General features: G+C 73.8%; 23 protein-coding genes. 10 read left to right on the top strand and 13 right to left on the bottom strand.

The window, feature by feature from the left end:
* Positions 1 to 3: 3 nt before the first annotated feature.
* The gene (locus ACZ7MF_RS31860) at positions 4 to 3,777 is read right to left on the bottom strand and encodes an nSTAND1 domain-containing NTPase (RefSeq protein ID WP_471481725.1); all 3,774 of its coding nucleotides are present in this window, start codon (positions 3,775 to 3,777) and stop codon (positions 4 to 6) included.
* A gap of 340 nt (positions 3,778 to 4,117) precedes the next feature.
* Between ACZ7MF_RS31860 and ACZ7MF_RS31855 the strand changes: the two genes are divergently transcribed.
* A complete protein-coding gene (locus ACZ7MF_RS31855; protein ID WP_471481724.1) occupies positions 4,118 to 4,504 on the top strand; it encodes a hypothetical protein in 387 nt (128 codons plus the stop codon).
* The gene (locus ACZ7MF_RS31850) at positions 4,501 to 5,967 is read left to right on the top strand and encodes a tetratricopeptide repeat protein (protein ID WP_471481723.1); all 1,467 of its coding nucleotides are present in this window, start codon (positions 4,501 to 4,503) and stop codon (positions 5,965 to 5,967) included. Before ACZ7MF_RS31855 ends, ACZ7MF_RS31850 begins: the two co-directional genes overlap by 4 nt.
* 55 nt (positions 5,968 to 6,022) lie before the next feature.
* Here the strand turns inward: ACZ7MF_RS31850 and ACZ7MF_RS31845 are convergent, their stop codons facing one another.
* The 3 genes from ACZ7MF_RS31845 to ACZ7MF_RS31835 all read right to left on the bottom strand — a co-directional run bounded on the left by ACZ7MF_RS31845 (position 6,023) and on the right by ACZ7MF_RS31835 (position 8,800).
* Complete coding sequence (locus tag ACZ7MF_RS31845; protein WP_471481722.1) at positions 6,023 to 7,231, bottom strand: glycosyltransferase; 1,209 nt, start codon at positions 7,229 to 7,231, stop codon at positions 6,023 to 6,025.
* A gap of 361 nt (positions 7,232 to 7,592) precedes the next feature.
* Entirely contained in the window at positions 7,593 to 8,642 is a 1,050-nt protein-coding gene (locus ACZ7MF_RS31840) for a glycosyltransferase (protein WP_471481721.1), read from the bottom strand.
* Positions 8,639 to 8,800 carry a hypothetical protein gene (locus ACZ7MF_RS31835; RefSeq protein WP_471481720.1) on the bottom strand — a complete coding sequence of 54 codons (162 nt, stop codon included), beginning with the start codon at positions 8,798 to 8,800 and terminating at the stop codon, positions 8,639 to 8,641. Before ACZ7MF_RS31835 ends, ACZ7MF_RS31840 begins: the two co-directional genes overlap by 4 nt.
* Before the next feature lie 183 nt (positions 8,801 to 8,983).
* On the opposite strand from ACZ7MF_RS31835, the gene ACZ7MF_RS31830 reads away from it, so the two are divergent.
* The 5 genes from ACZ7MF_RS31830 (at position 8,984) to sigJ (ending at position 13,254) form a co-directional block, all read left to right on the top strand.
* Positions 8,984 to 9,817 carry a polysaccharide deacetylase family protein gene (locus tag ACZ7MF_RS31830; RefSeq protein WP_471481719.1) on the top strand — a complete coding sequence of 278 codons (834 nt, stop codon included), beginning with the start codon at positions 8,984 to 8,986 and terminating at the stop codon, positions 9,815 to 9,817.
* A 63-nt stretch (positions 9,818 to 9,880) separates the two neighbouring features.
* The gene (locus ACZ7MF_RS31825) at positions 9,881 to 10,321 is read left to right on the top strand and encodes an SRPBCC family protein (RefSeq protein WP_471481718.1); all 441 of its coding nucleotides are present in this window, start codon (positions 9,881 to 9,883) and stop codon (positions 10,319 to 10,321) included.
* An 85-nt stretch (positions 10,322 to 10,406) separates the two neighbouring features.
* A complete protein-coding gene (locus ACZ7MF_RS31820) occupies positions 10,407 to 11,288 on the top strand; it encodes an endonuclease/exonuclease/phosphatase family protein (protein ID WP_471481717.1) in 882 nt (293 codons plus the stop codon).
* Between the two features lie 167 nt (positions 11,289 to 11,455).
* Positions 11,456 to 12,190, top strand: coding sequence for an SDR family oxidoreductase (locus tag ACZ7MF_RS31815; protein ID WP_471481716.1), 735 nt, complete (start codon positions 11,456 to 11,458; stop codon positions 12,188 to 12,190).
* 59 nt (positions 12,191 to 12,249) lie between these two features.
* Positions 12,250 to 13,254 (top strand): RNA polymerase sigma factor SigJ, encoded by a 1,005-nt coding sequence (gene sigJ, locus ACZ7MF_RS31810; protein WP_471481715.1) that lies wholly within the window; start codon positions 12,250 to 12,252, stop codon positions 13,252 to 13,254.
* A gap of 128 nt (positions 13,255 to 13,382) precedes the next feature.
* Here sigJ and ACZ7MF_RS31805 read toward each other — a convergent pair whose 3' ends face one another.
* A complete protein-coding gene (locus ACZ7MF_RS31805) occupies positions 13,383 to 13,832 on the bottom strand; it encodes a spore-associated protein (RefSeq protein ID WP_471481714.1) in 450 nt (149 codons plus the stop codon).
* A 238-nt stretch (positions 13,833 to 14,070) separates the two neighbouring features.
* On the opposite strand from ACZ7MF_RS31805, the gene ACZ7MF_RS31800 reads away from it, so the two are divergent.
* Complete coding sequence (locus ACZ7MF_RS31800; RefSeq protein ID WP_471481713.1) at positions 14,071 to 14,475, top strand: hypothetical protein; 405 nt, start codon at positions 14,071 to 14,073, stop codon at positions 14,473 to 14,475.
* Positions 14,476 to 14,529: 54 nt separating this feature from the next.
* Here ACZ7MF_RS31800 and ACZ7MF_RS31795 read toward each other — a convergent pair whose 3' ends face one another.
* The 5 genes from ACZ7MF_RS31795 to ACZ7MF_RS31775 form a co-directional block, all read right to left on the bottom strand.
* The gene (locus tag ACZ7MF_RS31795; protein WP_471481712.1) at positions 14,530 to 15,681 is read right to left on the bottom strand and encodes an XdhC family protein; all 1,152 of its coding nucleotides are present in this window, start codon (positions 15,679 to 15,681) and stop codon (positions 14,530 to 14,532) included.
* A 69-nt stretch (positions 15,682 to 15,750) separates the two neighbouring features.
* Positions 15,751 to 17,208: an NCS2 family permease gene (locus ACZ7MF_RS31790; RefSeq protein ID WP_159328115.1), complete on the bottom strand. Its 1,458-nt coding sequence runs from the start codon at positions 17,206 to 17,208 to the stop codon at positions 15,751 to 15,753.
* A gap of 170 nt (positions 17,209 to 17,378) precedes the next feature.
* Positions 17,379 to 19,865, bottom strand: coding sequence for a xanthine dehydrogenase family protein molybdopterin-binding subunit (locus ACZ7MF_RS31785; protein WP_471481711.1), 2,487 nt, complete (start codon positions 19,863 to 19,865; stop codon positions 17,379 to 17,381).
* 2 nt (positions 19,866 to 19,867) lie between these two features.
* Positions 19,868 to 20,458 (bottom strand): (2Fe-2S)-binding protein, encoded by a 591-nt coding sequence (locus ACZ7MF_RS31780; RefSeq protein ID WP_471481710.1) that lies wholly within the window; start codon positions 20,456 to 20,458, stop codon positions 19,868 to 19,870.
* Positions 20,458 to 21,348 carry an FAD binding domain-containing protein gene (locus ACZ7MF_RS31775; protein ID WP_471481709.1) on the bottom strand — a complete coding sequence of 297 codons (891 nt, stop codon included), beginning with the start codon at positions 21,346 to 21,348 and terminating at the stop codon, positions 20,458 to 20,460. The genes ACZ7MF_RS31780 and ACZ7MF_RS31775 overlap by 1 nt, the downstream gene beginning before the upstream one ends.
* Before the next feature lie 306 nt (positions 21,349 to 21,654).
* Between ACZ7MF_RS31775 and ACZ7MF_RS31770 the strand changes: the two genes are divergently transcribed.
* Complete coding sequence (locus tag ACZ7MF_RS31770; RefSeq protein WP_356859898.1) at positions 21,655 to 23,364, top strand: PucR family transcriptional regulator; 1,710 nt, start codon at positions 21,655 to 21,657, stop codon at positions 23,362 to 23,364.
* A 183-nt stretch (positions 23,365 to 23,547) separates the two neighbouring features.
* Complete coding sequence (locus ACZ7MF_RS31765) at positions 23,548 to 24,336, top strand: hypothetical protein (RefSeq protein WP_471481708.1); 789 nt, start codon at positions 23,548 to 23,550, stop codon at positions 24,334 to 24,336.
* 22 nt (positions 24,337 to 24,358) lie between these two features.
* Here ACZ7MF_RS31765 and ACZ7MF_RS31760 read toward each other — a convergent pair whose 3' ends face one another.
* From ACZ7MF_RS31760 to ACZ7MF_RS31750, 3 genes are all read right to left on the bottom strand, one after another.
* Positions 24,359 to 25,009 carry an Rv1733c family protein gene (locus ACZ7MF_RS31760; protein ID WP_471481707.1) on the bottom strand — a complete coding sequence of 217 codons (651 nt, stop codon included), beginning with the start codon at positions 25,007 to 25,009 and terminating at the stop codon, positions 24,359 to 24,361.
* A 503-nt stretch (positions 25,010 to 25,512) separates the two neighbouring features.
* The gene (locus ACZ7MF_RS31755; protein WP_471481706.1) at positions 25,513 to 26,337 is read right to left on the bottom strand and encodes a rod shape-determining protein; all 825 of its coding nucleotides are present in this window, start codon (positions 26,335 to 26,337) and stop codon (positions 25,513 to 25,515) included.
* Positions 26,334 to 26,714, bottom strand: a complete 381-nt coding sequence (locus ACZ7MF_RS31750; protein ID WP_471481705.1) for a TraR/DksA family transcriptional regulator — start codon at positions 26,712 to 26,714, stop codon at positions 26,334 to 26,336. Before ACZ7MF_RS31750 ends, ACZ7MF_RS31755 begins: the two co-directional genes overlap by 4 nt.
* Positions 26,715 to 26,767: the final 53 nt, after the last annotated feature.

Below are 26,767 nucleotides of genomic sequence, written 5' to 3'. Positions count from 1 at the left end.
GGGTCAACAGGTGGGCCGGTAGGGCAGCCGGGGCAGGAGTTCGGCCCAGCGGTCGGGGGTGAGGTCGCCGCCGGTGCGGTCGCAGACCTGACGGAGCGCCCGGTCCGTGTGGAGCGTCCAGATCCTGGCCGTCAGGTCGTTGCCCACCGAGGCCAGCGTGGAGCCGCCGGGCGCGAAGGCGACCGACGTGACGGTGTCCAGGTGGCCGGTGAGCGCGTCGCCGTAGGCCTCGGCGTGGGCGGGGTCGGCCACGTTCCACAGGCGGACCGTGTGGTCCTCGCCGCCGCTGGCGAGGGTGCGGCCGTCCGGGGCGAAGGAGACCGAGGTGACGCCGCCGCGGTGCCCGGTCAGTTCGCCGCCCAGCGGGCGGGCCCGGCCGGGGTCGGTGACGTCCCAGAGCCGTACGGTGCGGTCCCGGCCGCCGGTGGCGAGGACGTGGCCCCCGGGCGCGAAGGCGACCGCGTTGACCCAGTCGTCGTGGGCGGTCAGGGGTTCGCCGACGGGCCGGGGCCGGTCGCGGTCGCGCACGTCCCACAGCCGGGCCGTCTTGTCCTGGCTGCCGGTGGCGAGGGTGTGCCCGTCCGGGGCGAAGGCCACGGAGCCGACCCAGTCGGTGTGGCCGGTCAGGGGCGTGCCGACGGGGCGCACGTCGTGGGGGTCGGAGACGTCCCACAGGCGGACCCGCTCGTCGACGCCGCCGGTGGCTAGGGTGTGGCCGTCCGGGGCGAAGGCGACGGTGAGGACACCGCCGGGGTGGGCGTCCGGGACGGTGGCCGCGGGGCGCGGCCGGGACGGGTCGGAGACGTCCCACAGCCGTAGCGTGCCGTCCTCGGCGCCGGACGCGACGGTACGGCCGTCCGGCGCGAACGCCGCGGTCAGGACGGGAGCCTCGTGGCCGGTGAGGGGGCGCGGCAGCGGGCGCGGGGCCCCCGGCCGGCGGACGTCCCAGAGCCGGACCAGGGCGTCGTCCGTGCTGGCGGCGGCGAGCAGCCGGCCCGTGGGGTCGTAGGCCACGGCGGTGAGCGGGTTGGTGAAATCGGTCAGGACGCTGTCCGGCAGGTGCCACACCCGGACGCTGTGGTCGGCGCCGGTGGTGGCGAGGGTGCGGCCGTCCGGGCCGTAGGCCAGGTCCCACAGGCCCTCGGTGTGCCCCGTCAGCGGTTCGCCGATCCGGTGCGGGTAGGCGGGGTTGGCCACGTTCCACAGGATGACGGTGTCGTCCTGCGCGGCGCTGGCCAGCGTGTGTCCGTCCGGGCTGAACTCCACCGACCACACGGCGGCGGTGTGCGCGGTCAGCGGTTCGCCCAGCGGACGCAGGCCGCCGTCGGCCGACACCGCCCACAGGCGCACCGTGTCGTCGTAGCCGGCGGTGGCGAGGGTGTCGCCGTCCGGGGAGAACGCCACCGACCAGACCGCCGCGTCGTGCGCGTGCCGGGGCTCGCCGAGCGGGACCGGGCCGTCGGCGCGGTCCGGGCGCCACAGCCGTACGGTCCCGGCGTGCCCTGCGGTGGCCAGGGTGCGGCCGTCCGGGGCGAAGGCGACGTCCCGGACGCTGCGCGCGTCGGCGTGCGCCGGTGCGCCGATCGGTGCGGGCCGGGCCGGGTCGGTGAGGTCCCACAGACGCAGGGTGCCGTCGTCGCCGACGGTGGCGAGGGTGCGGCCGTCGGGGGCGAAGGCGACGGAGGTGACGGACTCGCCCGCGTGGCTGACGAGGGGGGCGCCCAGGGGCCGGGGCCGGGTGCGGTCCGCGGTGTCCCACAGCCGGATGCCGCCGTTGTGTCCGGCCGCCACCAGCACGGTGCCGTCCGGCGCGTAGGCCACGGCGCCGACGGGAGCGCCGGCGATCCGCAGCGGCTCACCGAGCTGACGGCCGGATCCGGCCGTGTCCCACAGTCGTACGGTGCCGTCGTGACCGCCGCTGGCGAGGGTGCGGCCGTCCGGGGCGAAGGCGACCGCGCTGCCGATGTCGTCGTGTCCGGGCAGCCGGGTGGACAGCACCCGGCCCGTGTCCGTGGTGAGGGCGGTGCGCAGTTCGGGGGTGGTGCGCATGCCGAGCGCGGCGACGTCCAGCCGGGCGGAGAGGGCGGCGTTGGTCTCGCGCAGCCGGTCCGCCTCCGCGGTGATCCGGCCGAAGACGGCGTCGTCCCGCTCGGCCTGGGCGGTGGCCCGCGCCCGGAGCGCGACGACGGCGGTGGCCGAGGCGACCAGGACCAGCAGGGCGAGGACGGCCGACAGTCCGCGCCCGATCCACACCGCGCGCCGCCGCCGCTGGATCGAGGCGGCCAGGAACTCGCGCTCCACCGGCGTCAGTTCCCCCGGCACCGGTTCGCCGCTCCGCTCGTCCCGCGCGAAGGCCTCGCGGGCGGCGGCCAGCCGTGAGCCGGCGTAGAGCGCGGCGTTCTCCCGGCCGAGGGTCAGCCAGGTGCGGGCGGCCTCGGAGAGGGCGCGGTGGACGCGGAGCCGGTCGCGTTCGGCGTCGATCCAGCCGCGCAGCCGCGGCCATGCGGTGATGAGGGCCTCGTGGGCGAGTTCGACGGTGCCGTCGTCGAAGGTGAGCAGCCGGGCCGCGACCAGCCGGTCCAGCACGGCGCGGGTGCCGTCCCGGTCGCCGAGGTCGAGTTCCGCGTGCTCGGCGGGGCGCCGGGTGTCGGGGGTGCCGTCGCCCGGGGCGACCAGCCGCAGCAGGATCCGGCGGGCCAGGTCGGCCTGGGGCGCGGTGAGTTCGCCGTACACCTCCTCTGCGGTGCGGACGACGGCGCCGCGCAGTCCTCCGGCCGCCTCGTAGCCGGTCACGGTCAGGGTGCGGCCGGTGCGGTGCCGCCAGGTCTCCAGCAGCGCGTGCGACATCAGCGGCAGTCCGCCCGGCGCGTCCTCGACCTCGTCGAGCAGCCGGGTGGTCAGGGCGCGTTCGACGACCAGGGAGGACGCGACGGCGGGCCGGACGACGGCCTCCCGCAGCTCCTCCCGGCTCATCGGACCGGCCAGCAGGGTCGCGTCCTGCAACGCGGCGGTGAGACCGGGGTGTTCGGCGCAGCGTCCGAGGAAGTCGGCGCGTACGGCGACCACCACGCGCAGTCGGCTGCCGGGGCCGGTGGCGGTCAGGAGCCGGTCGACGAAGGCGTTCCGCTCGGCCGGGTCGGCGCAGAGGGTGTACAGCTCCTCGAACTGGTCGACGATCAGCCAGGTGTCGGCGTCCGTGTCCGGCACCGGGCCGAGCCGGTCCGCGTGGGTGGTCAGCGGCGTCGCGCCGGGGGTGAGGATGCGGACGGCCGCGGGAGCGTCGGCGCCGGTTCCGGGGGCGCGCAGGCGGGGGATCAGACCGGCCCGCAGCAGGGAGGACTTGCCGCTGCCCGAGGGTCCGAAGACGGCGGTGAAGCGGTGCTCGCGGGTCAGTCCGGCCAGCCGGTCCACCAGTCGGTCGCGGCCGAAGAACAGGGCGGCGTCGTCCGGTTCGTAGCGGGTCAGGCCCCGGTAGGGCGGACGGGTCTCGTCGTCGGCGCCGGCGAGTGCGGCGGCCTCGGCACTCGCCGCCCGCCAGCGCCGCTCCCACTCCCCCGGGTCGCCGCCGCAGACGTCGACGTAGGCGAGGGTGACCGCGAGGGTGGGCAGTTGCCGTCCGGCGGCCGCCTGCGACAGGGCGGTCACCGAGAAGGGAACCTTGTCGGCCATCGTCCGGTACGTCGGTCGCCCCACCGCGTCGCGCAGGGCGCGCAGTTCGGCGGCGAACCGCTCTACCGGTCCGGCCGCGGGGTCCAGCCGTCGCTCCCGGCGTCCCACTCCGTTTCCGCCCACGTGTGCCCCGCCCCGCCGTCGCTCTCGGTCCCCGTCCGCGCGCCCACGGTAGGGAGGCGCGGCAGCGCGCGGCAAGCGCCGGGCTGCTCGTCGGGGGGTGGCGCACCGGGAGTTCACGGTGTCTTCACGCCGGGTCCGCACGGTTCCGGTTCGCTCCGCGCGGCCCGCCGCATTGTTCAGTGCCGGGTGCGGGCTGCTGAACAACGGTGTTCCGCGGTGGAATCGGTGACCGGGGGAGTGCGGGGTGGCACGACCGCCGGGTCCGGCACGGCCGCGCCACCCCGCACCCGTAGGTCCGGACAAGGCACATGAAGGAAGTGATCCGATGACCGCCGAGACGGCGACCCGTCGGCCGTGGACCGTGACGCTGGCGGTGGTGCTGGTGATGCTGGGGACGCTGGTCGCGGCGACGACGGCGGCCGGCCCGCAGGGCGCGGCGACCCTGGTGCTCCTGCTGCTGGCGGTCTGCTTCTGGTTCGCGGTCCGGGCGGGCCGCGGCCGACGCACCGCCCGGACCGCGGTGAGCGCTCTGACCGCGGCGATCCTCGTCGTCGCCGCGCCGTTCGCCCTGGACGATCCGCTGTACGGCGGCACCACGCTGCTGTTGGCCGCGCTGCTCGCCGTCCCGGGCGTGGTCCTGCTGTACCTGCCGGCCGGGGAGGCGTACGTGCGGGCCCGCAGCGGGGAGAGCGACGAGGAGTTCGCGGAATGACCGAACCGCCGCACGAGGAACCGGTCCGGCCCTCCGTCGTCCCTCCGCAGCCCGACCCCGCCGAGATCTGGGACCCCCCGTCGGACTACGGGCGGGTGGCGCCCCGGGAGCCGCGTGCGCCCGATCCGCTCGCGGTGGCCGTCGGCAATGCCTCGCTGCTCGGGGCGGGTTACCTGATCCTGCGGCGCCGGGCGCTGTTCTGGGCCGCCGCGGTGGTCACGGCGGCGCTGCTGTGGCTGACGTACCGGACCGCCGAGACGTGGTGCGAGCTGCTCGTGGTGCTGTGGTGGGCGACGGTCGTCGGACACGGCTGGTGGCTCGCGCGGCGCCACCCGGCCGCGGGGGCCCGGCGCGCGCAGCGGCTGCTCGCGCTGGCCCTCACCGTGCCGGTGCTGGCGGCCGCCGGGTGGGTGCGGTTCGACGCGCGGGGGGTCCAGGACGAGGTCGCCGACGCCCGCGCGGACGGGGACTGCGGGGCCGCCGCGGACGCCCAGGAGGGGGTGGAGTTCCGGCACCGGCTGGTCGCCGCGCCGTTGGCCGCCCGGGGGGACGCGGTGGTCGAGGCGTGCGAGCGGCTGGACACGGCCGGGGGTTATCTCAGTGGCGGGCTGACCGGTGACCTGGACTCGCTGGAGACCGGTTTCCGGCGGCTCGGCGCGGTGCTGGGCGAGTCCGGCAACGAGCGGACCGTCCGGGCCACGCTGGACCGCTTCCTCGGCCGGCTGCCCACCGACGACGGCTGTCTCACCGTGAGCATCGCGGACTGGCTGCGGGAGCACGCGGCCGGGCCGAAGGACCTGACCGGCCCCGCCTCCGCCACCGCGGCCCGGGTCGCCCCCCAGGCCCTGATGGACTGCGCCGGCGACTTCATGTTCACGGAGGAGTGGCCGGACGCGCGCGAGCGCTACCAGCGGCTGCTCGACGAGTATCCCGACGACGCCCACGCGGACGCCGCCCGCAAGGGGGTCAGGAAGGCGGGGCTGGCGATCGAGCTGGACCGGATCGGCGAGCTGGTCGAGGCGGCGGACTCCATGGGCTCCGGGTACTGCCGGAAACCGGCGAAGTACTCCCAGGCTCCCGCCTACCGCGAGGGCCGGATCCGCGCCGTGTTCGTCGGCGACACCGAGTACACGGACAAGCTGCCCGAGGAGTGGCGGACCGACACGGCCCACGCCTCCCTGGTGGTGTGCGCCGGTGAGGCGAAGGCGGGGGACGTCGTCGAGACGTGCCAGTACCGGGACCACAACGGCCGTATCGGCAGTGTCAGGTTCAACAAGCTGGCGGTCCGGGTGAAGGGCTACGCGCTGCGCACCGGGAAGCTCGTCGTCGACCGCACGGTGCAGATGGGCGGCGAGAGCTGCCCCGGCGTCCTCCGGTACTTCGACGCGCTGCCGTCGCGGATGGCCGTCACGCCCTCGAACGGGGACGTGCGCGACGCCTTCGGGCCGGTGGTCGGGCGCTGACGGGGCTTTGGCGGCCGTCGGGTCCGGTCGCCGTGGGCACGGCCGGCCCCGGTCGTCATGCCGGTACCGGGCGCACGGAGGACGGCAGGCGGTAGGCCTGTTCCGCGCCGTCGGCGACGCGCGCCCAGGTGTAGTGCCGCAGGACGCGCTCGCGGCCGTTCCTGCCGAACTGGCGGCGCAGCCGTTCGTCGGCGAGGAGCGCGTGAGCCGCCTCCGCCAGGGCCCCGAGGTCCTGCGGGGCCACCAGGCGGCCGGTGCCGCCGTCGGCCAGGGAGTCCCGGTGGCCGCCGACGTCGGTGGCGAGGACGGGCACGCCGCACGCCATGGCCTCCAGGGGCACGAGGCCGAACGCCTCGTACACCGGGGTGCACATCACCAGGTCGGCACTGCGCAGCAGGGCGGGCATGTCGTCCGGGTCCACCGCGCCGAGCAGCCGGACCCGGTCGGCCACTCCCGCCCGGTGGGCGATGTCCGTCAGACGCCGCGCCTCGGCGTCGGCCTCCACGGTGCCGGCCGGCGGACCGCCGGCGATGAGGAGCTCGGTGTCGGGGAGGCGGGCCAGGACGCGGACGGCCTGGTCGTGGCCCTTGCGCCGGACGAGCCGTCCGCAGGTGAGGAGCCGGTGCCGCAGGCGCCGCTCGGGCGTGCCGCCCGTGTCGGCGGCGGGGTGGAAGTGCTCGGTGTCCACGCCGCCCGGCACCACGCGGATCCGTCGGGCGGGGACACCCATGCGGCCGAGTTCGGCGACCTCGTCGGTGCTGGTCGCCAGGACCCCCTCGCAGGTTCGGCCGAGGTGCCGCTCGATGCCGACGCGCTCGTACGGGCTGGTGTCCCGCATGCCCTCGTGGCGCCGCTTGACCGCGCCGAGGGTGTGGAAGGTCTGGACCAGGGGGATGCCGAGCGGGCCGGCGCCCAGCTGCGAGGCCGTACCGGACGTCCAGAAGTGGGCGTGGACCACGTCCGGCCGCTCCCGGGCCCAGGCGCGGGCCAGATGGGCGCCGAAGGCGGGCATGTGCGGCAGGAGTTCGTCCTTGGGGACGGACACGGGCGGTCCGGCCGGTACGTGTTCGACGACCGCGCCGCCGGGCAGCGGCACCCGGTCGGGGAGGTCCGTGGCGTCCCGGCGGGTGTAGACCGTGACGTCGTGACCGCGCTTGGCCAGCTCCTCGGTGAGACGGGCCACGTAGACGTTCTGTCCTCCGGCGTCGACACCGCCGGGCGCGGCCAGCGGGCTCGCGTGCCCGGACACCATGGCGATCCTCATCGGGTCACCTCCTTGAGCAGTCGCTCCCGTCCGTCGGGGAGGCGGGGTGGACCGTGGTGGCCCGGGGCCGCCGGGGCCGTCACGGTGGTCCCGGCCGTGCGTGTCGCGCGTACGGCGGGCCGGTGGTGCGGGCGGGCGCGCCGAACCGTACCGGCGTCCGGACCCGGGCCGAAGCGGTCGGCGACGGTGCGGACGCCGCGGGCGTGGCGCCGTATCGGCGACGGCGACGCGCCGACTCCCTCGACGGCCGGGTCCGTCCCTGACGGCCGTCGGGGAGCGCGCCGAGGACGAGGGCCGTCCCGGGACGCGTGCGGGGCCGTCCAGAGAGGCATACGGGGCAGCACGGGACGCGTAGGAGGCCTCACACGGCCGCCTCGTACCACGCGGGCGCGCTGCGATGGCGCCACAGTCCGCTCAGCCGGTGCCAGGTCGCGGCGGGCGGGACGAGCACGCTGGTGACGAGCACGGTGGTGACCTCGCGCCGGGTACGCGGTCCGGACTCGATCCGGGCCCAGGCGAACTCGGCGGTGCCCGCGGCCCATCCGGCGCCTGCCGCCGCCGCGGCTCCGGGACGACCGGCCGCCGCGAGGGCGAGGGCCGCGGTACCGGCTGCGGTGATCGCCACGTGACGCCGGATCCGGCCCCGGGGTGCGACGGCCTTGGCCCACCAGTGGGGGCCGTGCAACCGCCGCATCAGGGCGTCGTCGGCGTTGCCGCTCTGCTGCTTCACGGCGGCCCAGCGAGAGGCCGGGCGTACGGGGTGACGGGTGGCACGGCCGCCCCTGCGAATGCGCCAGCCCGCGTCGAGGACGCGCAGCGCCAGGTCGGCGTCCTCGCGGAAGGGGCGGGTGAAGCGTTCGTCGAAGCCGCGGACCTGTTTGAGTACGTCGGTGCGGTAGGCCATGTCGGCCGCGGTCCACCGGGCTCGCGCGAGACCGGCGGTGTCGCGCTCCCAGTCGGTGGGACGGCGTCCGTCCGGCAGCGGCACGGTGATCACACCCTGCACGGCACCGGTGTCGGGCGCCGCCTCGGTGACGTCCTGGATCAGCTGGTCGCACCAGTGCGGGCCGACCTGGACGTCGTCGTCGAGAAAGACGGTCCAGGGCGAGGTGACCGCCCGGACGCCGGCGTTGCGGGCGGCGGCGGGGCCGCGGCCGCCACTGCGCAGCACCGTCGTGCGCTCCCGCAGGTCGCCGAGAACGGTCAGTGCGTGCTCCAGCGTGTCCGGGTCGGCATCGGGGTCCGTCCGGTCGTCGACCAGCACGATCTCGTCGGGGTGCGGCCCGTGCGCGGCGGCCAGCGCGGCCAGGCAGTCGGCCAGCGTGTCGCGCACCAGGGTGGGGACGACGACGGCGTAGCCCGCGCGGGGGGCGCCGGAGCCGGGGGCGCCGGAGCCGGGGGCGCTCGTCATGCGGGGGCCCGCGCGGCGCGAGGATCGTCCGCCGTGAACCGGCCGTCCGTGAATGGGCCGTCCGTGCGCCGCGTCGCCCCCGCCGGGCACCACACCTCGTGCAGCGCCCGGACGGAGAAGGACACCGGACGCCTGCCGTGCTCGCGAAGGATGCGCATGGGGCGTGCTCCTCTCTCGACGTCGCGGGTGCCGCGGCCGGGCCGCCTCAAACACCGGGTCCGGCGCCGGGGCTCCCTGACAGCAGGCCGTCGGGCGACCTGGTGGACGCCTCGCCACCCCGGTCCGTCGAGTGGAAGGGGGTACTATAAACCGCGTATATACACGCAGCGTATAGTCCTCGCATGCCTTCGCTGACCAGGAAGATGACGAAAACGGGGACCAGGTTGCGTCTGCTCGCGACCTTCGCGGCCGCAGCCTCGCTGACCCTCGCGCTGAGCGGCTGCACGAAGCTGGAGACGCACTCCCCCAGCTCCGTCCGCAACGCCGCCGACACCCAGGCGGCCCCCACGGACGACGCCCGGGCCCGCACGGACGGCACCCAGGCCCGCGCGGGCGGGCTCGGCACCGTGGACTGCGCGCACACCAAGTGCATCGCACTGACCTTCGACGCCGGACCGAGCGAGAACTCCGCGCGGCTGCTCGACATACTCAAGGAGAAGCAGGTCCCGGCGACCTTCTTCCTGCTCGGCAAACGGCACATCGACACGTATCCCGAGCTTGTCAGGCGCATGGCCGACGAGGGCCACGAGGTGGCGAGCCACACCTGGACGCACAAGATCCTCACGGACGCCGAGCCGGACGAGATACGCGAGGAGCTGGAGCGCCCGAACAAGGAGATAGAGCGCCTGACGGGCAAGCGGCCGACCCTGATGCGCCCGCCGCAGGGCCGCACGGACGACACGGTGCACGACATCTCCCGCGAGCTGGGTCTCGCGGAGGTGCTGTGGACCGTGACCGCCAAGGACTACAAGACCAACGACTCCGACCTGATCACCGAGCGGGTCCTGGACCAGTCGTCGCGGGACGGCATCATCCTGCTGCACGACATCTACGACGGCACCGTGCCCGCCGTGCCCGGGATCATCGACGCGCTCAAGAAGCGGGGCTACGTCTTCGTGACGGTCCCCCAGCTGCTGGCCCCCGGAAAGGCCGAGCCGGGCAAGGTCTACCGGTAGGCGAGACCGCCACCGGTGGTCGCGTTTCCCTCGGTGCTCCCACGTCTTCCCTAGGATCGTCCGGTGGCCGTCTTCTCGCTCGAACGCACCGTTGCGCTCACCCCGGACGAGGCTTGGCGCCGGCTCACCCGGTGGGAGCGGCACGGCGACACCGTGCCGCTGACCCGGGTCACCGCCGCTCCGCCCGGACCCACCCGCCGGGGCACGGTGGTCGTGGCCCGCACCGGGGCCGGACCGCTCGCCTTCGCCGACCCGATGGAGGTGACGGTCTGGCAGCCTCCGCGCCGGGACGCACCCGGCCGGTGCCGGCTGGACAAGCGCGGCCGGGTGGTCAGGGGCTGGGCGGAGATCGAGGTCGGGGCCGGGCCCGGCGGCCGGACGCGCGTCGTGTGGCGCGAGGAACTGGACGTCCGGCTCCTCCCGTCCTTCCTCGACGGCCTCCTCGCCCGCTCGGGGCGCCACGTCTTCGGCCGCACCCTCGACCACCTGCTGCGGCACCCGTGAACCGGAGGTTGCGGGCCGGAGTCGGGCCGCGGACGGGATCGCGCCGCACGCCTCGCGGACGCCGTTTCCCGCGTACCGTTCCGGCATGTCTCTCAGAGCGCGCACCTTCACCCAACTGTCCCTCGCGGGTGCATTGTTGACCCTGGCCGTGACCGCCCAGCCCGCCTCCGCCGCCGACCGGGGCCCCTCGGTCCCGCTGCGCATCGCCACCTACAACATCCACGCCGGGGCGGGCTCGGACGGCGTCTTCGACCTCGACCGGCAGGCCGCCGCGCTGCGCGCCCTCGACGCGGACGTGATCGGCCTCCAGGAGGTCGACGTGCACTGGGGAGCCCGCAGCCAGGGGCTCGACGTGGCCGGAGAGCTGGCCCGGCGGCTCGGCATGCGGGTGTCCTTCGCGCCGATCTACAGCCTGGACCCCGCGGCGGCGGGGGATCCCCGGCGCGAGTACGGCGTGGCGGTGCTGTCCCGCTTCCCGGTCCGTTCCGCGGAGAACCACGAGATCACGCGCCTTTCCACGCAGGACGAGAACCCGGTACCGGCCCCCGCGCCCGGATTCGGCGAGGTGACGCTCAAGGTGCGCGGGGTTCCGGTGCAGGTCTTCGTGACCCACCTCGACTACCGGGCGGACCCGGCGGTGCGCCGGGCCCAGGTCGCCGACACCCGGCGGATCATGGCCCGGGAGCGGGCGGAGCTGCCGGGCGCGCGCCAGTTCCTGCTGGGCGACTTCAACGCCGAGCCCTCGGCACCCGAGCTGACACCGCTGTGGAAGGAGCTGCGCGACGCGGGGGCGGGGACCCCCGCGACGTATCCGGCCGAGGCCCCCGTGAAGCGCATCGACTACGTGACCGTGGGCGAGGGCGTGCGGGTCCGGAACACCGCGGTACCGGAGGAGCCCACGGCCTCCGACCACCGCCCGGTGGTCGCGGACGTGTCCCTGCCCAGGAGGACCCCCGGCCGCGACTGAGCCGCCCGACGGGAGGAAGCCCCCGCCGCGACGGAGCCCCGGCCCGGACGGACGCCGCCGCACGGGCTTGGCGGCGACGATCCTGTGCTCCGCGGCCTCACATTCTTGCGGCCTGCGTCGTCATGTTCCTGAGGGCAGCGACCGGTGCCCCGGAACGGAGTGCGGAAATGAAGGTTCTCATCGCAGGTGGGCGTGGTCGTGTGGGCTCCCCCCTTGCCGACAGCCTGGAGGCCAAGGGCATCGAGGTGGTCGCGGGAGGGCTTGAGGACGGGGTCGACGTCATCTCGGGCAAGGGTCTCGCCGAGGCGCTCGTCGGGGTCGACACCATCGTGAACGTCCTCAACACCCCCCGCTTCGACGCGGAGGGGGCCATCTCGTTCTTCGAGGGAGCGATCGACCATCTGACCGCGGAGGGAAAGCGGGCAGGTGTGCGTCATCACATCGTGCTCTCCATCGTCGGCGTCGGGGAAGGGGACGCATCCGAGGTCGGGTACTACCTCGGCAAGGTGGCGCAGGAAAGGGCCGTGCGATCCGCTTCGATCCCCGCCACGATCATTCGGGCCACCCAGTTCCAGAGCTACATTCCTGCCCTCGTCGACCAGCACACCGTGGACGGCAGAGTTCTCGCTCCGAGGTCGTTCATCCAGCCCGTCGCATTGGACGAGGTAATTGAACTGCTCGCCGAGGCTGTCACGACGCCGGAGCCGGGAAGTGCGGTCGAGATCGCCGGGCCCGACCGCTTTTACCACGACGACCTCTTCCGTGCCACTCTGGCCCATCGCGGAGACGGTCGTGAGGTGGTGACGGTGGACGGAAAGGCGCCCGTCGACGCCATGGTTCCGCGCGGCTCCTACCGGACAGGCACCGTGCGGTACCCGATTTCAGGAATCCCCACCGCCTGAATGCGATAGTGACAGGCAACGGATTGGGCGTGCCGCGCCCTCATGGGAAAGGGTGCCCCATGTCGGAAGATCTTCCTGCGGAGTCCGGGGAATCCAGGGAATCTGGGGAATCTGGGGAATCTGGGGAATTCACAGGTGCCGAACGGGCTGAATCAAGGGCTCTCGATTCGGTCATGTCGGAGCGGCATCGTCTGCTGTCGCTGGCCTTTCGCATGACGGGCACCCTGGCCGACGCCGAGGACGTCGTGCAGGAGACGTATGTCAGGTGGTACCGCCTCGCACCCGAGGAACGCGACGGCATTGCCGTGCCCGCCGCATGGCTGGTTCGAGTCGCCGGTCGCATCTCCCTCGACCTGCTGGGTTCCGCGCGGGCACGACGCGAGACGTACGTCGGGCAATGGCTGCCGGAGCCCGTTCCCGCCGACCTCTTCGCGGACACGGCGAAGGTGCCCCTGAACTCCGGTCGGCTCGCTACCGATCCGCTCGAACGCGTCACCCTTGACGATGCCGTCAGCATGGCACTGCTGACGGTCCTCGAGGCCATGACTCCGGCGGAGCGAGTGACGTTCGTGCTGCACGACGTGTTCGGCGTCCCGTTCGACGAGATCGCCGGTGTTGTAGGTCGTTCGTCGGCGGCGGCACGGCAGTTGGCGACGTCCGCACGCCGCCACGTTCGACGCGGAAGACGCGCACGGGTTTCTCCCGGCCAGCACGACGAGACGGTCCGGGCATTCCGTGACGCGACCGCCGGAGGGGACATCGAGGACCTGCTCCGCGTGTTGGCTCCGGACGTCGAACTACGGGTGGACGGCGGCGGCTTCGTCAATGCCGCGCCCCAGGTCATCCGTGGGTCGGATCACGTGGCCCGGTGGTTCATGGGCGTGATGCGCAAGCAGCCCGCCCTCCGTCTCGAGCGACGCGACACGGCTGACGGCCTCGGATTCATCCTCCGAAACGAAGGACGTCGGTACGGAATGCTCACCTTTGAGGTCAGCGACGAGACCGTCACGAACGTGTGGCTGATGCTGAATCCGACGAAACTGACGTATTGGCCACTCGACTAGGTCCTGTCCGACGGGTCGTGTGACGCGACAAGGGGTGGGCGACGGCGACGGGCGGCCTGCCGCGTCCGTGGACGTGGCAGGCCGCCGTGGCGGGTCACCGCCGGACGGCGACCGTCATGAGCGGTGGATCACCGGACGGTGGTGACCCTGTGCTCGGTGCGGGCGGCGCAGTTGGAGCCGCTGATCTGGACGCTGACGTTGCCGATGCTGCCGCCCCAGTCCACGCAGTGGGCCTTGCCGTAGACGTAGGTGGGGCCGGCGTACGAGGTGTACGTCCCGTAGTCCTCGTCGTACGCCTCGGTGTCGGGCACGTAGATCCACGCGGACATGTCCGTCGCGGTGCCGGGGGTGCTGCGGATGGTCGCGACGCAGTTCTTGCCGTTGGCGGCGTTGTAGGTGAGGTAGACGGTGCCGCGCGAGCCGACGGCGGCCGAGTTGACGGTCTTGTAGCCGCTGCCGCAGACCTTCTCGGGTGTGGTGTTGGGAGCGGCGGACGCGGGTGCGGCGAGCGCCGTCGCGGTACCGAGGGCCAGGGTCGCCACGGCGGTGACGGACAGAACGGAACGCGTGATGCGCATATTTCCCCCTTGCGGTCGTTGGAGTTGTTTGCTCCTGTCTGGTCCGACTACGGACAGGGGGGATTGGTTGTCCTCCGAATGGGTCTTTCCCTTCAGTTCCTCGGCGAACGGGGGCCGGGGTCACCAGAGCACGCCGCCGTACCGGCCCCGGACGCCCCTCCCGTGACCACGGTGATCGTCTGGCCGCCGGACAGCCGCCTGCGCGCGGTCGCCCGGGCAGGGCATAGGGTGCCCCTCCATGGGCTGCCTCACCGATGACCTGCCGTTGCTGGAGTTGCTGTGCGCAGCCGACGACGTGCGGATCCCCGGCGAACTCGAGTCGTCGGGCCCCCACGAGAACGCTCCCGACGCGGTGAAGGACACATACCTGGTCGACGGCGGCCGGCTGGTTCTCACCCTGTGGCGCGGTCGGCTGCATGAGGTGATCTACCAGACCCCGGCGGAGTCCGAGGCAGAGGCCTCGCGGCGCAACGAGCGGCTGTTCGCCCACTACGGCCAGGGCGAGGGCTGGACCGAGATCGTCGACAACGGTTTCGGCAAGACCTATCGCAGTGCCGACGAGCGGCAGTACGCACTGTGGAGCTACGTGATGGACATCACGACCTTCGGCACGATGGATTTCCACCAGGCAGGTGGTAGCTGATACCGGCTGAGCAGCCCAGTGGCGGTCGGGGGGAGGGCATGGGGCCCCGCCTCGCTACGCCACCCACCCGATGCGCCCCGTCGGGGCCGCCGGGCCGTCGTGATGGATGGGGGTGTGGGCGCCGGTCAGGGAGGTGCCGGTGCCGCCGTGTCGGGTGGCGACGATCTCGGCGGCGATGGACAGGGCCGTCTCCTCGGGGGTGCGGGCGCCGAGGTCGAGGCCGATCGGCGACCTGAGGCGGGCCAGCTCCAGGTCGCTCACCCCGGCCTCGCGCAGGCGGGCCTCGCGGTCCAGGTGGGTGCGGCGGGAGCCCATCGCGCCGACGTACGCCACCGGGAGGCGCAGCGCCAGCCGGAGCAGCGGGATGTCGAACTTGGCGTCGTGGGTCAGGACGCACAGCACCGTACGGGCGTCCACGGCGGTGCGGGCGAGGTACTCGTGGGGCCACTCGGCGACGATCTCGTCCGCCTCCGGGAAGCGGGCCCGGGTGGCGAAGACGGGGCGGGCGTCGCACACCGTCACGTGGTAGCCGAGGAACCCGCCGACCCGGACCAGCGCCGAGGCGAAGTCGATCGCGCCGAAGACGATCATGCGGGGGGCCGGGACCGAGGACTCGACCAGCAGCGTCAGCGGTGCTCCGCAGCGTGAGCCCTGCTCACCGAGCTCCAGCGTGCCGGTGCGCCCGGCGTCCAGGAAGGCGCCCGCCTCGGCGGCCGCCGTGCGGTCCAGCTCGGGGTGGCCACCGAATCCGCCGGTGCGGGAGCCGTCCGCGCGGACGACGAGCGCGCGGCCCAGCAGTGCCGCCGGGCCGCTCACGATGCGTGCCACGGCCGCTGTCTCCCCGCGTGCGGCGGCGGCGAGGGCCGCGGCCAGGGCCGGACGGACGGGGTCGCCCGTCCGTACCGGGGTGACGAGGACATCGATGACTCCGCCGCAGGTCAGGCCCACGGCGAAGGCGTCCTCGTCGCTGTAGCCGAAGCGCTCCAGGACGGTTTCGCCGTCCTGGAGAGCCTGCCGGCACAGCTCGTACACGGCTCCCTCCACGCATCCTCCGGAGACCGAGCCGACCGCCGTGCCCTCGGCGTCCACCGCGAGGGCGGCGCCGGTCGGCCGGGGGGCGCTGCCGCCGACGCCCACCACGGTGGCCACGGCGAAGTCGCGTCCCTGCTCGACCCACCGGTGCAGCTCGTCGGCGATGTCCAGCATCTGTCGGTCCTCCTTGATCCTTCCGGCCTCCGTGGACAACGGGTACGTGAAGGGTTCCCGTCGTGGCGGTCAGTGCACGCCCAGCCAGCTCTCGATCGGGTTGAGAGCGAAGTAGACGACGAAGATCACCGTCAGGGCCCACATGAACGCGCCGATCTCCCGCGCCTTGCCCTGCGCGACCTTGATGGCGACGTAGGAGATGACGCCGGCGGCGACACCGGCCGTGATGGAGTACGTGAACGGCATCAGGACGACGGTCAGGAAGACCGGGATCGCGGTGGCCCGGTCGGCCCAGTCCACGTGCCGGGCGTTCATCATCATCATCGCCCCGATGACGACCAGCGCGGCGGAGGCGACCTCCTGCGGGACGATCGCGGTGATCGGGGTGAAGAAGAGGCAGGCCGCGAAGAACAGACCGGTGACGACCGAGGCGAGCCCGGTGCGGGCGCCCTCGCCGACGCCGGTCGCGGACTCGACGAAGACGGTCTGGCCGGAGCCGCCCGCCACGCCGCCGATGGCACCGCCGGCGCCGTCGATGAACAGCGCCTTCGACAGACCCGGCATGCGGCCCTTGTCGTCGGCGAGCTTGGCCTCGGTGCCGACGCCGATGATGGTGGCCATCGCGTCGAAGAACCCGGCGAGCACCAGCGTGAAGACGATCATGCCGACCGTCATCGCGCCGACCTCGCCCCAGCCGCCGAACTCCAGGTCGCCGAAGAGCGAGAAGTCCGGCATGGAGACCGCGCTGCCGTGCAGCTCGGGGGCGCCGTTGGCCCACTGCTTGGGGTCGATGACCCCGGTGGCGTTCAGGATCGCGGCGACGATCGTGCCGGTGACGATGCCGATCAGGATGGCGCCGGGCATGTTGCGGGCCTGGAGCATGAAGATCAGCAGCAGGGTGCCCGCGAAGAGCAGGACCGGCCAGCCGGCGAGTTCACCGGCCGGGCCGAGGGTGAGCGGGGTCGCCTCGCCCGCGTGCACGAATCCGCCCTTGACCAGGCCGATGATGGCGATGAACAGGCCGATGCCCATGGTGATGCCGTGCTTGAGGGCGAGCGGGATCGCGTTCATGATCATCTCGCGGAGCCCGGTGACCACGAGCAGCATGATCACCACGCCGTACATCACACACATGCCCATGGCCTGCGGCCAGGTCATCTGGGGGACCACCTGCCCGGCGATCACGCCGGACACCGAGAGCCCGGCGGCCAGGGCGAGCGGCACCTTGCCGACGAAGCCCATCAGGAGCGTGGTGAGCGCCGCGGCGAACGCCGTCGCGGTGATCAGGGCCTTCTGGCCGAGGGTGTCGCCGGCCGCGTCCTTGCCGGACAGGATCACGGGGTTGAGCAGGACGATGTACGCCATCGCCATGAAGGTGGTGATGCCGCCGCGCACCTCGCGCGCGACCGTGGATCCCCGGTGGGATATGTGAAAGTACCGGTCGAGCCAAGACCGTCCGCCGGGGACGCGGGAACCCGCGCCCGCGTCTTCGGCGGTGATCTCGGGCTCCACTGACTGCTGGGTCATGGGGCCGTCTCCCAAGGTTCATAGGTGCACCCGTCCGGCCGCTGGGGCGGCCACGGGATTTGGGATATGCACGACCCGGGGGACGGCCCGAGACGAACGCATGTGTGGTGGTACTGGTTGGTACTGGCGGTGCTGGTCGTACTGGCGGTGCTGGTCGTACTGGTGGTGCTTCAAGTACCGCGAGCGGAGCGGGACTTGGTCGGTGCTCCGGGCGGCGCGGAGGGTGTGACGTTCCGTGCGCCGCCCGGAGGGTCCTGGGGGTGTCGATCCGAGCCCGCCGTGCCGGTGAGGTGTTCCGGTCGTACGGGCGTGCGGTCGAGCGCCAGCCCGGTCGCGTTCCTGATGGCCGCGAGGACCGCAGGGGTGGACGACAGGGTGGGTGCCTCGCCGACTCCGCGCAGCCCGTAGGGCGCGTGGTCGTCGGCGAGTTCGAGCACGTCGACCGGTAGGGCCGGCGTGTCGAGAATCGTGGGAAGGAGATAGTCCGTGAAGGACGGGTTCCTCACCTTCGCGGTCACGGGGTCGACGACGATCTCCTCCATCACCGCGATGCCCAGGCCCTGGACGGTGCCGCCCTGGATCTGGCCGACCACGGAGAGGGGGTTCAGCGCCTTGCCGACGTCCTGGGCGCAGGCCAGCTCGATCACCTTGACCAGGCCCAGTTCGGTGTCGACCTCGACGACGGCGCGGTGCGCGGCGAAGGAGTACTGGACGTGCCCGTTGCCCTGTCCGGTGCGCAGGTCGAAGGGTTCGGTCGGCCGGTGCCGCCATTCCTCCTCGACCTCGACCACCTCGTCCTCCAGGACGTCCACGAGGTCGGCGAGGACCTCGCCGCCGTCGGTGACGACCTTGCCGCCCTCCAGGAGGAGTTCGGCGGTGGCCCAGGCGGGGTGGTGGGAGGCGAACCTGCGGCGCCCGAGCTCCAGGACCCGTTCCCGCACCAGCTCGCAGGCGTGCTTCACGGCGCCGCCGGTGACGTACGTCTGCCGGGATGCCGACGTCGAACCGGCCGAGCCCACCTGCGTGTCGGCGGGCCGGATGGTGACCTGGGTGACGCCCAGCTCGGTGCGGGCGATCTGCGCGTGGACGGTGACGCCGCCCTGGCCGACCTCGGCCATCGCCGTGTGCACGGTGACGACGGGGTGGCCGCCCGCGGCCTCCAGGCGGACCCGGGCCGTGGAGTAGTCGTCGAAGCCCTCGGAGAAGCCGACGTTCTTGATGCCGACCGCGTAGCCGACGCCCCGTACGACGCCCTCGCCGTGCGTGGTGTTGGACAGACCGCCGGGCAGCTGCCGTACGTCGGCGCCCTCGCTGGACTCCCACTGGCGCTCCGGCGGCATCGGCATCGCCTTGACGCGGCGCAGGAGTTCGGCGACCGGCGCCGGGGAGTCGACGGGCTGTCCGGTGGGCATGAGCGTGCCCTGCCCCATGGCGTTGATCCGGCGGAACTCCACGGGGTCCAGGCCGAGTTCCCCCGCCACCTTGTCCATCTGCGCCTCGTAGGCGAAGCACGCCTGGACCGCACCGAAGCCGCGCATGGCGCCGCAGGGCGGGTTGTTGGAGTAGAGGGCGAGGGCCTCGATGTCCACGTCCTCGCACACGTACGGACCGACCGACAGCGAGGCGGCGTTGCCGACGACCGCCGGGGAGGCGGAGGCGTAGGCGCCGCCGTCCAGGACGATGCGGCACTTCACGTGGGTGAGCCGGCCGTCGCGGGTGGCGCCGTGCTCGTAGTGGAGCCGGGCCGGGTGGCGGTGGACATGGCCGAAGAAGGACTCGAAGCGGTTGTAGACGATCTTGACGGGTTTGCCGGTGCGCAGCGCGAGCAGGCAGGCGTGGATCTGCATCGACAGGTCCTCGCGTCCGCCGAACGCGCCGCCCACGCCGGACAGCGTCATCCGCACCTTGTCCTCGGGCAGGCCGAGCACGGGGGCGATCTGGCGCAGGTCGGAGTGGAGCCACTGGGTGGCGATGTAGAGGTCGACGCCGCCGTCCTCGCCGGGCACGGCGAGACCCGACTCGGGGCCGAGGAAGGCCTGGTCCTGCATGCCGAAGTAGTAGTCGCCCTCGACGATCACGTCGGCGCGCCCGGCGGCCGCGTCGGCGTCGCCGCGCACGATCGGCTGGCGGTGCACGATGTTGGGATGCGGGACGTGACCACTGTGGTGGTCGTCGCGGTGCTCGTGGACGAGGATCGCGTCGGGGGCGGTCGCGGAGGCCTCGTCGGTGACGACGGGCAGCTCCCGGTACTCCACCTTGATCTTCGCGGCGGCGCGGCGCGCGGTCTCCGGGTGGTCGGCGGCGACGATCGCGACCGGCTCGCCGTGGTGGCGGACCTTGCCGTGGGCGAGGACCGGGGTGTCCTGGATCTCCAGTCCGTAGTGGCGCACGTCCGTGGGCAGATCGTCGTAGGTCATGACGGCGTACACGCCGGGCATGGCGAGCGCCTCGCCGGTGTCGATGGAGACGATCTCGGCGTGTGCGACGGTGGAGCGCAGGATCTGGCCCCAGAGCATGTCCTCGTGCCACATGTCGGACGCGTACGCGAACTCGCCGGTGACCTTGAGGACGCCGTCCGGGCGGAGCGTGGACTCGCCGATGCCGCCCCTGGTCCTGGAGCCCTGGGTGAGGCCGGTGGGTGCGCCGTTGGCGGTCATGCTCAGACCTCCTCGGACCGGCGGGCGGCGGCCAGGCGGACCGCGTCCATGATCTTCTCGTAGCCGGTGCAGCGGCACAGGTTGCCGGACAGCGCCTCGCGGATGTCCTCGTCGCTCGGGTCCGGGTGGCGCTCCAGCATCTCGTCGGCGGCGACCAGCAGTCCGGGCGTGCAGAAGCCGCACTGGACGGCACCGGCGTCGATGAACGCCTGTTGGACCGGGGCCAGTTCGATGTTCTCACCGGTCTGCGAGTCGGTCCCGCCGGCCTGCCACCGTCGGGCCGCGTCCAGCGAGGCGCTCTCCCCGCCGGGGGCACCGGTGGCGGCGCCGCCCTCGGCGCGTTGCCGGGCGAACTGAGCCAGGCCCTCCACCGTGACGACCTCGCGGCCCTCGGCCTGGCCGGCCGCGACCAGGCAGGAGCACACCGGCACGCCGTCCAGGCGGACCGTGCAGGAGCCGCACTCGCCCTGCTCGCAGGCGTTCTTGGAACCGGGCAGGCCCATCCGCTCGCGCAGCACGTACAGCAGGGACTCGCCCTCCCACACGTCGTCGGCCTCCTGCGGACGTCCGTTGACGGTGAGGTTGACGCGCATCACGCGGCTCCTTCCGTGGTGCGGCGGGCGCCGCGGTACGACTCCCAGGTCCAGGTGAGCGTCCGGCGGGCCATGACGCCGACCGCGTGGCGGCGGTAGTCCGCAGTGCCCCGGACGTCGTCGATGGGGTTGCAGGCGGCGGCGCACAGGTCCGCGAACCGTTTGACGGCCGACGGGGTGACGATCTTCCCGTTCTCCCAGAAGCCGCCCTCCTCCAGCGCCGCGTTCAGGAACTCCTCGGCGACCGTGGCCCGGAGCGGGGTGGGCGCCGCCGAGCCGATGCCGGTGCGGACGGTGCGGGTGGCGGGATGCAGGGCGAGGCCGAAGGCGCACACGGCGATGACCATGGCGTTGCGGGTGCCGACCTTGGAGAACTGCTGCGGTCCGTCGGCCTTCCTGATGTGCACGGCGCGGATCAGTTCGTCGGGCTCCAGCGCGTTGCGCTTCACGCCGGTGTAGAACGCGTCGATCGGGATGCGGCGCGTCCCGCGCACCGACTCGGCCTCGACCTCGGCACCGGCGGCGAGCAGCGCCGGGTGGGCGTCGCCGGCCGGGGACGCGGTGCCGAGGTTCCCGCCCACGCCGCCGCGGTTGCGGATCTGCGGGGAGGCGACCGTGTGCGAGGCGAGGGCGAGACCCGGCAGCTCGGTGCGCAGGTTCTCCATGATCCGGGTGTACGGCACGGAGGCACCGAGCCGTACGGAGGTCTCGCCGACCTCCCACTCGGTCAGGTCGGCGACGCGGTTCAGGTCCATGAGGTACTCGGGCCTGCGGTGATCGAAGTTGATCTCGACCATCACGTCGGTACCGCCCGCGATCGGCACAGCAGTGGGGTGCTCGGCCTTCGCGGCGAGCGCCTCCTCCCAGCTGGCGGGGCGAAGGAAGTCCATGACCGGCTCTCTTCCTCGTCTGATCGTGGGTACGGGGACGATCGGGGGGCGTACGGATTGAGCCACCTGCGGGTACGGGAGGCCCGGCTCGTTCATGTGCTGTTCACGTGGAATGGCCTCAGTACACCGTCGGGTACTCCACCAGGGTCAGTCGCAGAAACCATGAAGGAGTTGGCTGGCCAGGGCGGGCATCTTGTAGATTCGTATGAACGGAGGTGCTCACTTGCCTCCCTGTTCTCCTCTGGAATCGGGCGACACAGCCGCGTGACCTGGAACACTTCGAGACAAAGAACGGCGGCGACGAGAATGCGGCTGCGCGCACTGCTGGACACCGACGCGCTGGGCCTCAAGCTGCTCGGCGGCGAGGACGAGCTGGACCGCACGGTCCGGGGCGTGATGACCACCGACCTGCGCGACCCCAGCCGCTACCTCTCGGGCGGCGAACTGGTGCTCACCGGTCTGGCCTGGCGCCGTGGCGCCGCGGACTCCGAGCCGTTCGTCCGCCTCCTGGTGCAGGCCCAGGTGGCCGCGCTGGCCGCCGGTGAGGCGGAGCTGGGGGACGTGCCGGAGGATCTGGTGGTGGCGTGCGCGCGGCACCGGCTGCCGCTGTTCGCGGTGCACGAGTCAGTGGCCTTCGCGACGATCACCGAGCACGTCGTGCGCCAGGTGTCCGGCGAGCGGGCCGGGGACCTCGCGGCCGTGGTGGACCGGCACCGCCGGATGATGACCTCGGGTCCGGCGGGCGGCGGCCCCGACGTGGTCCTTGACCTGCTCGGCTCCGACCTCGACCTGCGGGCGTGGGTGCTCTCCCCCACCGGGCGGCAGGTCGCCGGGCCGAAGGACGCGGAGCCCGCGCTCTCCGCAGAGGTGTGCGCCGAGCTGGCGGCCGAGCACCTCGCGGCCACCCGCACGGGCCGGCGCGCGCCGCACCGGGTGACCGTGGGCTCCACGACGTACAGCCTCTTCCCGGTACGCGGCCGGGGACAGCCCCCGGTGACACCGCCGGGGGCGCGTTCCCCGCAGGGCGCCGGAGCGGGGCGTGACGTGCGCGAGACGGTGCTGTCCGACTGGCTGCTGGTGGTGGAGGCGGACGCCGGGGACTGGGCCGAGGAGCGCCTCGACCTGCTGTACGGCGTCACCCAGCTGATCGCGGTCGAGCGGGACCGGCGGGACGCGGCGCGCACGGTGCGGCGGCGGCTGGCCCAGGAGGTCCTGGAGCTGGTGCAGACGGGCGCCGCGCCGGCCGAGATCGCGGCCCGGCTCCGGGTGGCGGCGCCGGTGCTGCTGCCGGGCCTCGGCGCCGCGCCGCACTGGCAGGTCGTGGTGGCCCGGGTGGAGTGGGAGGACGGCGACGAGCAGACCGGCCGGGTCGCGCAGACCCTGCTGGAGGAGATCCTCGTCGACCCGCACGCCACCGGGCCCGAGCAGTCGGACCGTATCGCCGTGGCGCACACCGGTGAGGAGGCGGTCGCCCTGGTACCGCTGCCGGCGGTCTCCAGCGAGCACGACGGCTCCGAGGCCGGGGTCCTCGCGGAAGCGCTGCTCGCATCCGTACGGGAGCCGCTGGCGGCGGGCCTGGACGGCGACGGGCGGGTCACGCTCGGCGTCAGCGCGGCCGTGCACTCTGCGGAGGGGCTGCGCGGTGCGCTGGAGGAGGCCCGGCACGCGCGCCGGGTGGCCGCGGCCCGTCCCGGCCGGGTCTGCGCGGCCGGCCACCAGGAGCTGGCCTCGCACGTGCTGCTGCTCCCCTTCGTCCCCGACGACGTGCGGCGGGCCTTCACCGCCCGGCTGCTGGACCCGCTGCGCGACTACGACCGCCGCCACCGCGCCGAGCTGATCCCGACGCTGGAGGCGTTCCTCGACAGCGACGGATCCTGGACGCGCTGCGCGAACCGGCTGCACCTGCACGTCAACACGCTGCGCTACCGCGTCGGGCGGATCGAGCAGTTGACGGGGCGTGACCTGTCGCGCCTGGAGGACAAGCTGGACTTCTTCCTGGCGCTGCGGATGAGCTAGGGGGTGTCGGGGCCGCGGGGCGCGCGGAAGGGGCCGAAGTGCCCGGCGCGCTCGCAAACCTCGGCGGCCCGAAGTCCACGACTTTGTGAAAACTTTCACCCATCCCCTTGGCCGGGCCGCCGGATCCGTGCTGAGATGCGGCCACCACTCGAGAGCTCGATGGCGTGCTAAGGGGAGGGCGACGTGGCGCATTCCGCCATGGCTGGTTCTGGTTGGGGAACGACCGAAGGTGACGATCCGCTCCAGACCGCGGTGTGGCGGTTGCGCTCGCGCGGCTGCTGGGCCGACGCGGCCGCCCTGCTGGAGCCGGTCGCCGCGGACACCGCCTTGCAGCGGACCGCGCTGCTGGTGGAGCGGTGCCTGTACACCGAGCAGGGCTGGGCCGAGGCCGAGGACGCGCTGCGCACCGCGGAGGCCCTGGCGCACACCGACGACGAGCGCGGGGCCGCCGCCTGCGAACGGGGGCAGCTCGCCTACGCCGCCACGGTGCACGGGGTGCGCGACCGGGCCGACGAGGCGCGGGCCGCGCTCGGGCGGGCGGCGGCGCTGATCGCGCCGGGGGCCGGGGGGCGGGCGCTGCTGGACTTCCGGCGCGGGCTGCTCGCGGAGAACCTGACCCGCTCGCCGCAGGCCGCCCGCGCGGCGTACCGGCGGGCCCACGCCGGTGCCACCGCGCACGCCGACCCGCTGCTCCAGTCCTTCACCTGGCGGCATCTGGCGGGCCTCGCCCTGCGGGAGGGGGAGCTGGCCGAGGCGCGGCACGGTTTCGCGGAGTCGCTGCGGATCCGCGAGGAGCTGGGGTACCTCGTCGGCACGGCTCCGGCGCTGGCCTCGCTCGCGGACGCCGAGTCGGAGCCGGAGGCGTCCCGGCTGCGGGACGAGGCGCGGCGGCTGTTCCGGCTGCTGGGCGGCGTACCGACGTGGCTGGCGCGGCAGTTGGCGCCGCCGGCGGCGGGCGCGGCGACGGCGTGAGGGGGCCGCGCCCGGACGGACGTCACGGGTGTCTGCTCCAGCGCGGGGCCGTGTTGGCCCAGGCCGCGTCCCACCGGGCGAGGTTGCGCCGGTGCAGCACGAGACCGGTGGCGGCATGCACCGCGAGGCCGGTGACGACGACGCCCAGGAAGGCGAGGATCGCCCAGCCCATGGTGCGGCTGCGGATCTGCTCCGCGGTCAGCGGCGGCTCGGTGATCCGGCCCTCGTCGTCGACCCAGACCAGGACGGTGCTGTCGGCCGGCAGACCGGGTTCGACCTCGGTCTTCCCGGTCCTGCTCGCCCCGTCGGGGCCGGTGAAGCGGACCGGGACCGGGTAGCGGGTCTTCTTCGCCTCGTCCGACCCCGGCTCGGGATGGCGCGGGGCGTCGTGGGTCAGGACCGCGGGGCGGTGGTCCCGGGTCCGCGCCTCGTGCTCGGCGCTGCTCCGGTAGTGCCGGTACGCGCTGTCGCCGACCCCGAACATCGCGGCCGGGGCCGCCACCAGCACGGCGAGCACGAGCCCGAGCGAGACCCACGCCCGCAGCCGGTCGCTCGGCCGCCGCAGCGGGTTGCGCCGCCACCGCCACAGCAGGAGATACGGGTACCGTCCGCGGTCGGGATCGGGCTCGGGAACGGCGGGTGGTGGCTGGGCCTGAGGAATCTCTCCGGCCACGGGTGCCTCCTTCCTGGGACGGGCGGTAGTCGGGGCTGGGGGTTCAGGGTCGGGGTCCGGGCCGGGGGTACGCGGTCACCCGCGCGAGACGCGGAGTACGGCCGACGCCGGGGCGGGCGCCGGCCGTACGAACGGGGACGGGGACGGGGACGGGGCGGGGACGGGGCAGCTTGCGGAAGGTCCGGGCGAGGTGCGGCCGGTCCGGCGCGCCGAGGGCGAGCGGTACCCCGGCCCGCCGGACAAGTGGTGGACGCCGGAGCCTCCGGGCCGCGCCCGACGGCAGGCGTCCCGCGCCGGAGCCGTGGCCTCGGAACGGATCCGCGTGCGGCGGCGGGAGGGCGGTGTCCGTCCCCCGGGGTGGGTGACCGTGCGCCGAAGCGGTGCACGAGGCCCCACCGCCGGGACCACACCCCGCTCCACGGACGACCGACCCACATCTCGGCCCCGCCCCACCCCGCCGTACCGGGAAACGGACCGACGACGAGGACCGGCCCGGCGCCGGGTCAGTGCGGGTGGCCGTCCGGTGGGTCTGTGCCGGTGGCTGACGGGTGGGTGTGCGCGGACTCCAGGAGCTTCGCGGCGCCGCGGACGGCCGCCGTGTGCGGTGCGGGCACCGCGCGAAGCGGCACGTGCAGCCGGTCGGCCAGCCGGCAGGTGATCTCGGGGCGCAGCGCGCCCCCGCCCGCCAGCAGCGGTCCCCGGCTGAGCGCGTCGACCGTGAGGGACGTGCCGTCCTGGCGCAGCATCGAGGTCGTCATGTCGGCCAGCGCCTCGCCGATCCGCGCGGACGGGGTCGCGTCGTCGATGTCCCCCGTGCCGAGCGCCGTGCGGCGGGCGTCGAAGACGGCACCGTCCACCAGGAGCACCACCTCCGTGAGATGGGCGCCGATGTCCATCACCAGCAGCGGCCGGGTCAGGTCGGCGCCCGCCGCGAGGGCCACGGCCCGCGCGCTGGGCACGGTCAGCACACTGCGCGGGCGCAGCACCTCCACGGCCGTACGGGCCTCGGTCCGGTAGGCCAGCCCGTCCAGCACCGGCGCGGTCACCACGACCACCGGACGCGCGAAGCGGGGCAGCCGGTGGCCCAGCAGCCGGTCGAGCATCCGGGCCGTGCCCTCGGTGTCGACGATGGAGCCGCGCTGGATGGGGTACACCGCGCCCGCGCCGGGGAAGGTCACCGTCGGCACGTCGAGGATCATCCCGCGCCCGGCGACCCAGGCGCGGGTGCGGGCGCTGCCCATGTCGAGGGCGACGCCGCTGCACTGCCGGCACAGCGGCCAGGGCCGGTGCCGGGACAGGGCGGCGCGGGGCCGCCGGAGCACGGTCATCGGCCGGCCTCCCGCACCTGTTGGCAGCGCGCGCAGTAGCGGGCCTGCGGCACGATCATCAGGCGTTCGCGGTCGATGGCGCGCCGGCACAGGTGACAACGGCCGTAACGGCCCTCGGCGATGCGGTCGAGCGCCGCTTCCACGTCGGCGAGGACCATGCGTGCGGAGGCCGCCAGCTTGACCCGGACCTCGGTCTGCGCGGCGGACCGCCGCTGGATCGGCTCGTCGGTGCGGGACGGGAACGCCGCGATCTGCCGCAGTTGCTCCTCGCGGAACAGCCGTTGCTCCTGGAGGTTGTCCCGGAGCGCGGCGAGGTCCTCGGGCGACAGGGGCGACAGACGCGTGTCGCGGTCGCCGATGATCTGGTTGTTCACCACTTCACCCCTTGGGCAGGGCGGGAGGGACGGTACTGGACGAGAGGGTGGGGCGG

The organism is Streptomyces sp. NPDC111628, assembly GCF_055635195.1.
This window is presented reverse-complemented; position numbering and strand designations above follow the sequence as displayed.

Bases quoted from the DNA above. Each gene is read 5' to 3' on its own strand.
- ACZ7MF_RS31785 (WP_471481711.1), bottom strand. From the start codon at position 19,865: ATGACCGCCAACGGCGCACCCACCGGCCTCACCCAGGGCTCCAGGACC.
- ACZ7MF_RS31845 (WP_471481722.1), bottom strand. From the start codon at position 7,231: ATGAGGATCGCCATGGTGTCCGGGCACGCGAGCCCGCTGGCCGCGCCC.
- ACZ7MF_RS31770 (WP_356859898.1), top strand. From the start codon at position 21,655: ATGCGGCTGCGCGCACTGCTGGACACCGACGCGCTGGGCCTCAAGCTG.
- ACZ7MF_RS31795 (WP_471481712.1), bottom strand. From the start codon at position 15,681: ATGCTGGACATCGCCGACGAGCTGCACCGGTGGGTCGAGCAGGGACGC.
- ACZ7MF_RS31840 (WP_471481721.1), bottom strand. From the start codon at position 8,642: ATGACGAGCGCCCCCGGCTCCGGCGCCCCCGGCTCCGGCGCCCCCCGC.
- ACZ7MF_RS31805 (WP_471481714.1), bottom strand. From the start codon at position 13,832: ATGCGCATCACGCGTTCCGTTCTGTCCGTCACCGCCGTGGCGACCCTG.
- ACZ7MF_RS31755 (WP_471481706.1), bottom strand. From the start codon at position 26,337: ATGACCGTGCTCCGGCGGCCCCGCGCCGCCCTGTCCCGGCACCGGCCC.
- ACZ7MF_RS31790 (WP_159328115.1), bottom strand. From the start codon at position 17,208: ATGACCCAGCAGTCAGTGGAGCCCGAGATCACCGCCGAAGACGCGGGC.
- ACZ7MF_RS31820 (WP_471481717.1), top strand. From the start codon at position 10,407: ATGTCTCTCAGAGCGCGCACCTTCACCCAACTGTCCCTCGCGGGTGCA.
- ACZ7MF_RS31835 (WP_471481720.1), bottom strand. From the start codon at position 8,800: ATGCGCATCCTTCGCGAGCACGGCAGGCGTCCGGTGTCCTTCTCCGTC.
- ACZ7MF_RS31800 (WP_471481713.1), top strand. From the start codon at position 14,071: ATGGGCTGCCTCACCGATGACCTGCCGTTGCTGGAGTTGCTGTGCGCA.
- ACZ7MF_RS31830 (WP_471481719.1), top strand. From the start codon at position 8,984: ATGCCTTCGCTGACCAGGAAGATGACGAAAACGGGGACCAGGTTGCGT.
- ACZ7MF_RS31815 (WP_471481716.1), top strand. From the start codon at position 11,456: ATGAAGGTTCTCATCGCAGGTGGGCGTGGTCGTGTGGGCTCCCCCCTT.
- ACZ7MF_RS31780 (WP_471481710.1), bottom strand. From the start codon at position 20,458: ATGCGCGTCAACCTCACCGTCAACGGACGTCCGCAGGAGGCCGACGAC.
- sigJ (WP_471481715.1), top strand. From the start codon at position 12,250: ATGTCGGAAGATCTTCCTGCGGAGTCCGGGGAATCCAGGGAATCTGGG.
- ACZ7MF_RS31775 (WP_471481709.1), bottom strand. From the start codon at position 21,348: ATGGACTTCCTTCGCCCCGCCAGCTGGGAGGAGGCGCTCGCCGCGAAG.
- ACZ7MF_RS31850 (WP_471481723.1), top strand. From the start codon at position 4,501: ATGACCGAACCGCCGCACGAGGAACCGGTCCGGCCCTCCGTCGTCCCT.
- ACZ7MF_RS31855 (WP_471481724.1), top strand. From the start codon at position 4,118: ATGACCGCCGAGACGGCGACCCGTCGGCCGTGGACCGTGACGCTGGCG.